11 protein-coding genes are annotated in these 12,453 nt (G+C 55.0%); 1 reads left to right on the forward strand and 10 read right to left on the reverse strand.

Features of this window, described 5'->3' with window-relative positions:
* Positions 1-4: 4 nt before the first annotated feature.
* The 9 genes from BUC32_RS12530 to BUC32_RS12570 form a co-directional block, all read right to left on the reverse strand.
* The gene (locus tag BUC32_RS12530; RefSeq protein WP_073253212.1) at positions 5-1,183 is read right to left on the reverse strand and encodes an acyl-CoA dehydrogenase family protein; all 1,179 of its coding nucleotides are present in this window, start codon (positions 1,181-1,183) and stop codon (positions 5-7) included.
* A 62-nt stretch (positions 1,184-1,245) separates the two neighbouring features.
* On the reverse strand, positions 1,246-2,406 hold the full coding sequence (locus BUC32_RS12535; protein ID WP_073253215.1) for an ABC transporter substrate-binding protein: 1,161 nt from the start codon (positions 2,404-2,406) through the stop codon (positions 1,246-1,248).
* Between the two features lie 41 nt (positions 2,407-2,447).
* Positions 2,448-4,331 (reverse strand): AMP-dependent synthetase/ligase, encoded by a 1,884-nt coding sequence (locus BUC32_RS12540; protein WP_073253217.1) that lies wholly within the window; start codon positions 4,329-4,331, stop codon positions 2,448-2,450.
* A 5-nt stretch (positions 4,332-4,336) separates the two neighbouring features.
* Positions 4,337-5,110, reverse strand: coding sequence for an ABC transporter ATP-binding protein (locus BUC32_RS12545; protein ID WP_073253220.1), 774 nt, complete (start codon positions 5,108-5,110; stop codon positions 4,337-4,339).
* Positions 5,107-5,871, reverse strand: a complete 765-nt coding sequence (locus BUC32_RS12550) for an ABC transporter ATP-binding protein (RefSeq protein WP_073253223.1) — start codon at positions 5,869-5,871, stop codon at positions 5,107-5,109. The genes BUC32_RS12545 and BUC32_RS12550 overlap by 4 nt, the downstream gene beginning before the upstream one ends.
* A complete protein-coding gene (locus tag BUC32_RS12555; RefSeq protein ID WP_073253226.1) occupies positions 5,868-6,965 on the reverse strand; it encodes a branched-chain amino acid ABC transporter permease in 1,098 nt (365 codons plus the stop codon). The genes BUC32_RS12550 and BUC32_RS12555 overlap by 4 nt, the downstream gene beginning before the upstream one ends.
* Before the next feature lie 4 nt (positions 6,966-6,969).
* Positions 6,970-7,845 carry a branched-chain amino acid ABC transporter permease gene (locus tag BUC32_RS12560; protein WP_073253229.1) on the reverse strand — a complete coding sequence of 292 codons (876 nt, stop codon included), beginning with the start codon at positions 7,843-7,845 and terminating at the stop codon, positions 6,970-6,972.
* 77 nt (positions 7,846-7,922) lie between these two features.
* Positions 7,923-8,957: a zinc-binding dehydrogenase gene (locus BUC32_RS12565; RefSeq protein WP_073253232.1), complete on the reverse strand. Its 1,035-nt coding sequence runs from the start codon at positions 8,955-8,957 to the stop codon at positions 7,923-7,925.
* Positions 8,958-8,967: 10 nt separating this feature from the next.
* Entirely contained in the window at positions 8,968-9,633 is a 666-nt protein-coding gene (locus BUC32_RS12570; protein WP_073253235.1) for a TetR/AcrR family transcriptional regulator, read from the reverse strand.
* A 332-nt stretch (positions 9,634-9,965) separates the two neighbouring features.
* Between BUC32_RS12570 and BUC32_RS12575 the strand changes: the two genes are divergently transcribed.
* A complete protein-coding gene (locus BUC32_RS12575) occupies positions 9,966-11,411 on the forward strand; it encodes an amidohydrolase (protein ID WP_073253238.1) in 1,446 nt (481 codons plus the stop codon).
* A 218-nt stretch (positions 11,412-11,629) separates the two neighbouring features.
* Here BUC32_RS12575 and BUC32_RS12580 read toward each other — a convergent pair.
* Positions 11,630-12,453: sulfite exporter TauE/SafE family protein (locus tag BUC32_RS12580; protein ID WP_139280722.1), on the reverse strand; the 824-nt coding region annotated here is incomplete at its 5' end.

Consider the following 12,453-nt stretch of genomic DNA (forward strand, 5'->3'; position numbering starts at 1 on the left):
GACGTCACCCCAGTTCCAGAACGGCTTTGGACAGGATCGACAACATCACTTCGGATGTGCCGCCCTCAATTGAGTTGCCTTTGGAGCGCAACCAAAGCGACGCTTTCTCGTCAGCGGCGGCATCGGTAAAATCCCACTCCAACGCGTCCAGACCGCCCGCGGCCATCAGCAATTCCTGGCGGCGCTTATTCAGCTCGGTTCCTGTGTACTTCAGCGTCGCGGATTCAGCGCCCAGTTGCTTACCAGCCCGTATCCAACTCTTGGCGCGGGCCAGTTCGGCATCAAAGGCAATTTCGTCAATCAGGAAGTCAGCAATGCGACCGCGCAGGATCGGGTCATCCAAGCGACCCTGATCATCCAAACCCAAGGCATCGCGTGCGGCTTCGACCAGATCTTCGCTGCCGAATAGAGGAGAATCCGTCGCCCCGATCATTTCGCGTTCATGGGTCAGCAGGTATTTGGCGATGGTCCAGCCATTGCCTCGATCGCCAACGATCTGTTCCGCTGGGACTTTCACAGCATCAAAGAAAGTCTCGCAAAATGGTGAAGATCCCGAGATTAGCTGAATCGGTTTGGTGGTGACGCCGGGGCTGGCCATGTCAAACAGCAGGAAGGAAATGCCTTTGTGTTTCACGGCCTCGGGCTCGGTGCGCACAAGGCAAAAAATCCAGTCGGCCTGATCGGCGTAGGACGTCCAGATCTTCTGGCCGGACACTTCGAAATGGTCGCCACAGTCGACGCCCTTGGTTTGCAAGGATGCCAGATCGGACCCGGCACCCGGTTCTGAATAGCCCTGGCACCAGCGGATTTCGCCGCGCGCAATCTGGGGCAGGAAATGCTGTTTTTGGGCGTCGGTGCCAAAGGCCAAAAGCGCGGGCCCCAGCATCCAGATACCAAAGCTTTGCAATGGCGGTCGCGCATTGATGCGGGCCATCTCTTCTTTCAGAATGCGGTCCTGATCGCCGCTAAGGGCGGCACCTCCGCAAACTGTTGGCCATGTCGGCACGGTCCAGCCTTTGGCCGCCATGCGCTTGAGCCAGTCCTGTTGGGCCTGTGATTGAAAGGTCCAATTGCGGCCACCCCAGCATACGTCCGCCTCGGACATCGGCTGGCGCATCTCGTCCGGGCAATTCTCCTCCAGCCACGCGCGGGTTGCGGCGCGGAATTCATGCAAATCCGTCATAATGTCACCTGAAATCAAAGGTGGAGGGCGCCCGGTCTCAGGCGGGCGCCCTCCATTTGTCTTTATTCTTCGTGAACTTTGACCCAGCCGCCGTCTTTGACGACCGAGACATAAACTGTGTTCGCGCCCTGGTGATCTTCAGGACCATAATCAATGTGGTTACCCACAAGTTCGTCTGTGTAATCCAGAGTTTCCATCGCTGCGATGAAGCTTTCCTGAGTGAGGTCAGGGCCTGCAGCTTCAAGAGCTCTGACAACCAAACCGGCCGCGCTATACCCAAGCATCGCAAATCCCGCCGGATCTTCGCCCGTGGCGGCTTTGTATTCTTCGATGAACGCTTTTGGAGCAGGCTCAGCTGCGCGCGCCCACAAATCTTGCCAGCTTGCAGCCGCATAGAAGCCTTCGGTGATGCCTCCGGGAACCTTGGAAACAACCGTCAGGAAGCTTGCCGATGTACCGAGGAACTTCATGTCAGCAAGGCCCATCTTCTTGGCTGTACCAACAACAGTGATCGCTTGGCGAACCGGAATACCAACGGCAATGATTTCACACCCAGCTTCATTCAGCTTGGACAGCGACCCTACAAAGTCGCTCTCGTCAGGCTTGTGCGTTGTCTCGGCAACAAAGCTGAGGCCCGCCTCTTTGGTGCCTTCCATAGCGCCTTCAAGTATCTCTTTGCCAAAGTCACTTGGCAGATACATCGCGCAGACGTTTTTCCCGCCATACTCAGAGGCCAGATATTTCACACCCACACGCGCCTGATCAAAATAGGACGAAAACGATGTGAATTTGTTGTGCATTGGATCTTGCAGCATCTGACGCGCGGCAGTCAGTGGGGCCACGTTCGGAATGCCTTTGGGGTCGAGCAGTTTAAAACCCGCCATATTCATGGGTGTGCCGAGGCTTTGCATCATGGCAAAAACCTTGTCGCGGTTCAAAAGCTTGTTATAGCCCTGCATCGCGCGCGGCATTTGATAGCCGTGGTCCTCGGTGACGAACCGAATGGTGCGGCCATGCACACCTCCTGCGGCGTTCACTTTGTCAAAATAAAGGTTCGCACCCTTGGTCGCCGGAACGCCAACAGCCGCGAACACGCCCGACAAGTCATTCACCGAACCGATGATGATCTCAGTGTCGGTCACTCCCTGAGCTTCGGCGGATGCCATTGACGCTGCTGCGGTGAAACCCGCCGCCAGAGTCAGTTTTTTTACCAATGTTTTCATTTTATTCCTCCCGTTTGGTAATTTCTATTTTTTCGCGTTTCCTAGTACATTTCCTCGATCAGGTGGCTGTGCGCCTTTTCAACATAGCTGCGTTTGAGCTTCATCGTGGCGGTCAGTTCTTCGTCTTCTGCGGTCAAAAGTACGTCGATCAGGCGAAAATCCTTGATCTGTTCGACGCGCGCGAACTCTTTGTTCACGGACTTTACTTCGGCTTCGATCAGGTCCTTGACCTCTTTCGCCGCGCAGAGCGAGGCAAAGTTCGAAAACGGCACTTTCTGGTCCTGAGCGTATTTCTCGACGTTCTCCTGATCAATCATAATCAGCGCTGTCAGGAATTTGCGTCGGTCACCAATAATAACCGCATCAGAAATATAGTGCGAAAACTTGAGACGGCTTTCGATTTCGGCGGGCGTTATGTTTTTGCCGCCAGCCGTGATGATGATGTCCTTGAGACGTCCGGTGATGGTCACAAAGCCGGCGTCATTCACGCTGCCCACATCACCGGTTCGCAGCCAGCCATCGTCGGTAAAGGTTTCAGCGGTTTTTTCATTGTTGCGCCAATAGCCCTGAAAGTTATTGAGGCCCTTGGTCTGGATTTCACCATCGTCAGCAATCCGGAGATCGTATCCGGGGATTGGCATTCCAATCGTTCCCACAGTGTTTTCATGTCGCGTGTTCATCGTGGCCAGGCCAGCGGTCTCTGTCATGCCGTAACCTTCGACCAAGGGCACACCGATGGACCAATACCATTTCAGCAATTCTGGCGAGATCGGTGCAGCTCCTGTGCCGCCGCGACGCATCCGGTCAAAGCCGAGCATACGGCGCAGGTTACGCAGAACCAGCTTGTCCCACAGCCAGAAATTCGCCGCCACGCCAGCAGGGACGGGTTTGCCTCCTATCAGATAGCCAGCGCGCTTTTGGCCTGCCTTCATCGCCAGACCATAAGCCAATCGCCCTGCCGGAGTGGCCTCTTGCACCATAATAAGGACTTGGGAGTAGATTTTTTCCCAGACCCGCGGCACAGCCGTGAACGTATTGGGGGAAACCTCTTGCAGGTTGTTGAAAACCGTTTCGGGGCTTTCGGCAAAATTCACGATGCATTTGCCTGCCAATGGGAAATAGATCGACACATCCCGTTCCAGAATGTGACAAAGCGGCAGGAAACAAAGCTGTTCATCCGTTTCAAGCACCGCCAGACGACGGGCCCCTGCCTCGATCGCTGCCATGATGTTTTCATGCCCCAGCATGGCCCCTTTGGGCATACCCGTTGTTCCGGATGTATAAATCAACAGGGCTGTGTCTTCTGGTTTGGCGATTGCAATCTCGGCCTCAAACGCATTGGGATCTTCGGCATCCGCAGCCTTGCCAATCTCATATAGTTCGCTGATCAACATGCAACGCGGGTGGTCCAGATCGTGCAGACCCTCGTCTTCCAGGATGATGACTTTGAGAAGGCTTGGCATCTCGTCTTCGTGGGTCAAAAACTTGTCCAGCTGCTCTTCGTTTTCGACCACCAGAAAACGGCTGCCACTATCGTTTACCAGATAATTCAGCTGTGATCCGGAATCGGTGGTGTAAACACCTGACGCGATGCCACCAACCGACTGGATACCCATATCGAAATAGGCCCACTCTTTGCGATCCTCTGACAGGATCGACACCACTTCGCCACGCTTGAGACCCAGCTTGCGCAGGCCCATGCCGATCCAGAGAGCGTGATTCCAATAATCATTCCACGTGAATTCTTTCCAAATCCCGAGGTCTTTTTCGCGGTGTATGGTTTTTGGCCCCAGATCGGCACAACGTTTCTGGAACAACTCAACGATTGTCGTGCAGCTATCGACGCGCACAGGACGTTGCCCGGCTTCGGCGTTGTAGGTCACACCATTGATTGTGGTCGATTTTACAGGGGTTTGCATGTTCATCGCGCTCACCTCCAAGTTTTCTTGCGTTTCCAGCGGCGTTGTTCACGCGCGCCGTCTTCCTGCACACCCAGATAGAAATTCTGAATGTCTTCGGATTTCATCAACTCGTCTGCGGTGCCGTCCATCACGATGCGGCCCACTTCCATGACATAGCCATCATGCGCCAGCTCGAGCGCGGCGCTGGCGTTCTGTTCCACCAGCATCATGGTCATGTTTTGCTCGTCATTGAGACGTTTGAGGATAGTGAAAATCTCTTTCACCAACAATGGTGAGAGGCCGAGCGACGGCTCGTCCAGCAACATCACCTTGGGTTTACCCATCAGCCCGCGACCAATAGCCAGCATTTGCTGCTGGCCGCCGGACAGCGTGCCCGCCTCTTGGTTGCGACGCTCTTTCAGGATTGGGAAATAGTCAAACACCATCTCGCGATCCCGTTCGATGCCATGCGAGTCGCTGCGGGTAAACGCCCCAAGTGCCAGGTTTTCTTCGACCGTCATCAGCGGGAACACTTCGCGCCCCTCTGGCACGTGCACGATGCCATCATGCACAATCTTGTGTGGCTCGCGCCCTTGGATTTCGAGACCTTCAAAGATGATCTGGCCCTTTTCGGGATCCATCACACCGGAGATGGTTTTCATCAGGGTGGTCTTGCCGGCACCATTAGCGCCAAGGATCGACACAATGCGCCCCTGATGCACATCCAATGACACGCCGCGAATGGCCATGATCGGGCCATAGAAGCTTTCGATATTGCGGATTTTCAGGATTGGATCACTCATGCCACATGCCCCAGATAGGCTTCGATCACGGCCGGATCGGATTGCACTTCGACCGGGGTGCCCAGCGCCAGTTTCGCGCCATCAGCCATGGCCAGCACACGGTCGGACACGCCCGACACCAGCCCCATATCATGTTCGACCATCAGCACGGTGATACCCATCTGCCGGCGAATATCATCGATCCACCAGCGCATGTCGGTGGTTTCCTCAACCGACAGGCCAGAGGCGGGTTCGTCCAGCAACAATAGTTTGGGATCAGTGGCCAGTGCGCGGGCCACCTCAACCACTTTACGCACGCCATAGGGCAGACCGGCGATACGTTTTTCGCGGTAGGCCTGAAGATCAAGGAAATCGATGATTTCTTCGACCATGTGGCGGTTTTGAACTTCCTGTTTTTTGACTGATGGCGTGAAGAAAAGCTCAGTCAGGAAATTGCTTTGACGGTGGCGATGACGTCCGACCAGCAGGTTTTCCAGAACGGTGGCCTGATCGAACAGTTCGATATTCTGAAAGGTCCGGGCCACGCCAAAGGCTGCGACACCGCTGGGTTTGGATTTCAGCAGGTCATGGCCATCGAATTTAATCGACCCGTTGTGCGGGTCATAAAACCGAGAGATCAGGTTGAACACTGTCGACTTGCCAGCCCCATTGGGGCCGACGATGGCAAAGACTTCGCCCTCTTCGACTGAAAAGGACAGATTGTCGACGGCTGTCACGCCCCCGAATTTGAGCGTCACGTCTTTTAGTTCGAGAAAACTCATCTCAGACGCTCCGTTTTCAGATAGGATTTCTGACGTTTGAACATGTCCTTGCGATAGAACGGGAAAAGCTCAAAGAACGTGCGCACCTTGAGCCAGCGGCCGTAAAGCCCCATCGGTTCAAACAGGATAAAGGCAATCAGGATCATACCAAACACGCCAAACTCAAGCCCCGGAATGGCAACATTGCTGCCCCCGAAAACCGATCCGACCCATTCTTTGGACAGCGACAGGAATTGCGGCAGAAATCCAATCACGATGGCGCCAAAGAATGCTCCGTGAATGGATCCAAGGCCACCAATGACGATCATCATCAGCAGTTCGATTGAGATAATAACGCTAAAGGTTTCATTGTTGAACGCGCCCGCGAACAATCCCATCAATGCGCCACCCAGTCCGGTGATCGCGCAGGAAATGCCAAAGGAAATCGCCTTGGTGCGGGCCACATCAATGCCGATGGCTTGGGCCGAGACTTCTGAATCCCGCACCGCAATAAAGCTGCGCCCGAGCGGTGCACGCAGGATGTTGATATAGCCTAGTGTGACCACGACGACGACGCCAAGCGTCAGATAGTAAAACTCGCGCGGGGTGCCCCAGCGGTCGATCATAATGCCAAACACATTCACCGATGGCGCGTATTTACCACCCACTCCACCTGTCCAGGGTTCAGTCAGAACAATGATGTCGTCCACAAGGATCGACATCGCCATGGTGGCAATCGCCAGATAGATACCATGCAAGCGAAGTGCCGGAATGGCGATGACCATGCCCACCAGCCCGGTGATGATCCCGGCCAGCGGGAAGGCGAGCATAAATGGCAGACCCTGTTCCATCAGAATAATGTTGGTGTAACAGCCCATCGCCAGAAACGCCGCGTGGCCAAGGCTTGCCTGTCCGGTGTGTCCGGTCAGAACCATCAGCCCCATGCCGGCAATCGCCCAGATCAGGACGTTGTTCAGCTCGCCCAGATAAAACGCATCAATCACAAAAGGCGCCGCAAGCATCAGAGTCAACAGCAGAAGGTAAAGCACCAGCTGATAGCGGTCTTTCCAGGGACGGATGTCTTGCATGTAGTCGGTTTTGAAAACAATACGCATGGGGCTACACCTTTTTCACGCGCACTTGGCTGAACAGCCCGTGCGGACGGAAGATCAGCACCGCCAGCAGCAGTGCATAAGGTGCGATCTGACTGTAGCCTGCTGCAATGTAGCGGCTGGCGAAGGGCTCGATAATGCCGACGATCAACCCGCCCGCAAGCGCGCCGGGAAGGCTGCCAAAGCCACCGATCACAGCCGCAGCAAAGGCTTTGATGCCCATCAGGCCTGTGTTGGGGTCTACAGCACCCTTGGCGGCAAACAGAATACCAGCGACGCAAGCCACGGCCCCGGCCAGTGCCCAGATAAAGCCCTGAACCCGTTTGACCGGAATACCCATATAATAGGCCGCAAGCTGGTTCTGCGAAGCGCCTTGCATGGCCAGACCCATTTTGGTTCTGTTGAAAAATTCATAAAGACCCCAGGTCAGCAAGATGGTCACAATGATCACCGCCACATCCTCAAGCCCCAGAACAAGCCCTCCAAAGTGCAGCTCTTTGCCTGCCAGCGGGTTTTGCAACGACTGTGGCTCGTGGCCCCAGATCAGACCCGCGACAAAGCGGATGACAAAGCCCAGCGCGATGGTCAGGATCACTACAGCCGTCTGGCTTTCGCCAAACATCAGGCGGATTACAAACCGATCCAGTAAGTAGCCCAAGAACGCCATGATCCCAATTGAGATCGGCAAGGCCATCCAGAACGGCAATCCCATATACTCGGTGTTGGTCAGACCAATCGTAAAAAACGCGCCCAGCATCATGAAGTCGCCTTGGGCGAAGTTCACGGCTTCGGTCGCCTTATAGATCAGAACAAAGCCAAGCGCGATCAGGCCGTATACACAGCCATTCGCAAGCCCGCTGATCAGCAGTTGCAAAATATCCAAGTCTTCCTCCCCGCGCCGGTTGACCAGCGTCCTGATGTTGCTTCGGGCTCCTCTTCCCTCGGCAACATCTGATTATACTATGGCGTAATCATCACCTTACCGTCAGTCTTTTTCAGGGCTTCGGCCAGGTTTGACACAACGTCACGAAGCGGCAAGTGAGCCGAAACATCGGTTTTCCAGCGCCCATCCGCGAAACGCGCCTGCACTTCTCCAACCACGCGAATCTGATCCGCAGGTGGGGTTGAGCGCATCCAACTGGTGAGCCAAAAGCCCTCGATCTGTTTACCCATAAAGATGAATTGCCCCATCTGGGTCAGCTTGGGCGGCTCGTTGCTCAGCTTGCCATAGCTGATCCAACGCGCTTTGTTTGGCATGGCTGTGAATATCTGTTCAGACAGCTGGTCAGACACCGCATCCAAGAAAACGCGCGGTTTCAACTCGGCAGAAATCGCTGCAAATTTCTGGAGCAACTCTGGGTCGGTGGTCACCAAAACCTCTGCCGCGCCCATCTCTTTGAGTGGTGCAACGGCCTCTTCCCGGCGTACAAGCGCAATGGTTTTGAGCCCCAGATCACGGCCCAACGACACCATCAACTTGCCCAATTGGCTGGTTGCTGCGGACACCACAAAGGCGTCCCCGGCTTGACGGGCAATATCAACCATCGCCATCGCGGTGAGCGGGTTCACAATTTGCGCGGCCCCGTCATCGTCGGACACATCCGGACGCAAAGGGATGCAATTGATCGCATCTGTTGTGGCGTATTCCGCCCAGGCACCGGAACACCCTTGGGCAACAACAAAGCTGACGCGCTGGCCCACCATCTTTTCGGCGCCAGCACCAGCAGCCACGATGTCTCCACAACCTTCAAAACCTGCAGGGTTGCCTTTGAGCCGAGGTTGGCCGTATTCGCCCTTGATAAAATGCAGATCAGACGGGTTTACGGAAGCCACACGAAGCTTGATCAACACCTGACCCGGACCCGGAGTGGGCACTGCAATGTCAGCTGGCTCCAGATACTCGGACGCGTCCGAAATCGCGGGACCGTCGGACCGGCCAGAATAGCCATCACCTTTTTGCAGAACCGCAAACATCGTCGTTGGAATATCGCTCATTTCAGCCTCCTCAGCTGCGTATCGAGAGAATAGGGAACTCTGCTACGCCCACCCCAGCCAGTGCAAAGCGCACAACGTCTTCGGCAATGGTTGCATATTTTTCATCATCATCCCCTTCGCGAGGTCGGTACCAGAACACTGGTCCATTCAAGGCGACAAGATAGCTTTGCAGAATGTAGGACATGCGGCCAAGCTTGAGGTCACCCGCATCACACCCCGCCTGCAGCACTTCGCGAAAGCACGCCTCAAAGGCGTTTCGTTCGCCTAAATGACGCTCCATTGCGGCGCGTTGAAACTCGGTTGTTGCGCCAAAGCGCTGCATCTGAAGTCCATCCAGCAAAACCTGCATATAGGAATGGTGTTGCATCATGGCCTTAACGTGACCCGTGGACATTGCTGCCAACTTTTCGACAGGTGGCAAGTCGGACTCGTAACCGGGGCGAATGGCATCAAAGGCCAACGCCATCGCGCGATCCCGTACTGCATTGAACAGATCCATCTTGGACGGAAAGTAATGGTACACCCGCCCCTTGGTCGCCCCCAGATACCGCGCCACCGTGTCGATCGAGGTGGCAGAGAAACCCTGTTTCTGAAAGCATTCCGCCGCCGCAACCAAAAGCTCTTCATAGCGGTCGCGTTTTTCAGGTTTGGGAACACGAGGCAAAGCGCTGGTCATGGTTTCAGGAATTCCGGACAGGAGCAATTGGGCATCATGCAAACATACTACTCAGTATGTTGTCAACGATTTCAAGAATGACCTGACGTCGAAGTGGCCCGGCAAATTTGGACAGCGCGCTAAACAGCGTGTTAAGATGTATCCAACACGATTGGCTGGATACGAGAATGACGACGCGACGGAACTTTTCAGTTCATGTTCGTCGCAGCATTTGTCTCAGCCACATAAAACCGTGCCCATTTTCCCAATGTTCCTACATAAGATACCGCTGATGGACAGGAGAGGTCTGGCATGTCGAACATCACTGTTTTCAAAGCAAAAAAATTCTGACTATGGATCCCAATCGCCCAACGGCCACCCATGTTGCTGTGCATGCGGGCAAAATTCTGGCCGTTGGCGATGCCGATTGTGCCAAAGATTTGGGGATCACCAATACCGATGATCGGCTGAGCAATGCCGTTTTGATGCCAGGCTTCGTCGAAGGCCATGCTCATATGATGGCGGGAGCAATGTGGGAATACACATATGCCGGCTTTCATGATCGGCTGGATCCTGACGGTGTGCTGCACAAGGGCATGACGAATATTGGCGAAGTCATCTCCGGCCTGGTTCAACACGAAGTTCACTTGACTGCCGGCCAGCCGCTCGTCGGTTGGGGGTTTGACCCAATTTTTCTAACTACCGAGCGCCTTAACCGCCATCATCTCGATGAAATCAGTCCGACGCGTCCCATCGCGATCCTGTTCTCCAACGTCCACGTCATGTGTGTGAACTCTGCGGCGTTGGCTCTCGCCGGGTATAACGATCTGTCCGAGGTTGAGGGCGTGGTAAAAGGCCCTGATGGCCAACCCACTGGCGAGCTTCAGGAAATGGCGGCCATGTTCCCAATCATGCACCGGCTTGCAATCGATTTCCGCACGCTGGCGCAATCGGAACGCGCGATACGCGCCTATGGCGAAGTGGCCCGTCGCGCCGGTGTCACGACGACCACAGATCTCTATTCATCCATGACCGAAGATGATTTGGATTTGATGCTACGCATTACATCCGAGCCCGCCTTTCCGCTGCGCATTGTGCCGGCCCTCGGCGCGGCTGGCGCTGACCCGGAACAGACGGCTGCCCGCGCCAAATCGTGGCGTGGCGGTTCAACTGACAAGCTGCGCCTCGGTGCTGTCAAATTGATGACCGATGGCTCAATTCAGGGTTGGACTGCCAGAGTGAAATCACCAGGGTACGTCGGTGGACAGCCCAAGGGCATCTGGAATACCGCACCTGCTGAGATATTTTCTGCTTGCGACGTATTTCATCGTGAAGGCGTGCAAATGCACATACATGTCAACGGCGACGAGGCGTCCGAAGTTGCGCTCGACGCTTTGAAAGCTGCGGCCAGCAAACATGCATGGCAGGACCACCGTCATACATTGCAGCACGGCCAGATGATGGGCGGCGATCAGCTTCTTCGCTGTTGCGAACTTGGGATCGGTGTGAATTTCTTCTCTAATCGCATCTGGTTTTTTGGTGACCAGCATGTCGCCCTCACCATCGGAAAAGACCGTGCTCAGCGCATGAATGCAGCGCGGACAGGGCTTGATTTGGGTCTGAATGTCGCGATGCACTCTGATGCTCCAGTCACCCCGCTGGGCCCACTTTTTACCGCCTGGTGCGCCGTAAAGCGCCTGACAATGAGCGGACAGGTGCTGGGGGCGGAACAAAGTATTTCGGTCCGGGAGGCCTTGCACGCACACCGCCCGTTTTGTCCAGCGAAATGCAGGCTTTGAATAGTATCCTCCTGGATCCTGAAGATATGGCACTCTCAGGTGTGACAGATGCCAGACACCCACAGTACGCAAATTGGTAGTATTCCGGAAAACGGACGTTTTCCCGAAGTGAATTGGTACAGCTTTTGCGACTTTATTGTTACCCTGCTTGTTCTTTAGACAAATTTCCTCGCTTCAGCTGTCTCACCCCAGCCGCACTCGACTCTCTTTACCTTGTCTTAAGCAGAGACCAAGAGGAGCACGCTCATGATCAGAAAGAGCACCGTGACACTCTTGAACAATCGCTCAGGAACAAATCGTGCCACAGAGGCACCCAAAACAGTGCCTGACAATGTTGGCAGCACGAGCTTCATTGAGATTTCCAGAGCCTCATTTGAAATCCCCACGAAGACGGCCTGAAAGGCAAAGGCGACCGGATATGCTAGCAAGAAGGTCACAAGAGTTGTCGCCTGGATCGTGGACTTGTCTGACTTGATAGCGGTTGCGTAGGCCGCGACGGCTGGCCCTGGCATTGCCAGCGCGGCGTTCAGAATGCCGCTGACAACACCGATACCAACCCGCCGAATGCGTGTGTCGTTTTCAAAGATCGGGAAACGGGACAAAACACCGGCCGCCACCAAGGTCATGAAACCAACAATGACCGCAGCGCAAAGCTTGAGCGAGCTGATGGTGAGTGTCAAAAATGCCAGTGCGCCAATCGGTGTCCCAATACACACTCCCAGAAACAAGGGAGCCAACAATCGGCGGTTAACTCTTGGAATCGTGCTTGGCGACAGCAGCAGGGCGATCAATAAACTTAAAAGGATCGAAGCCTGAATGGCTCCGGCGTTGGCCATTGTCACAATCAGAACAGGACCGGCAATGACGCCGAAGCCAATGCCGGTCACGGCCTGCAGCATGGAGGCCGCAAACACCGCACCGACCAGCAGCAATGGCAGGTCGGCGGGTGAGCCTCCCCATCTGAATGGGTCCACCGTTAAGGTTAGGAAACGGAGGACTAAGAATGGCAAACAAGCGACTGAAGCCGGAAGAGATTGTCTCA

It is taken from the genome of Shimia gijangensis, from assembly GCF_900142085.1.
Taxonomy (GTDB): Bacteria; Pseudomonadota; Alphaproteobacteria; order Rhodobacterales; family Rhodobacteraceae; genus Shimia; species Shimia gijangensis.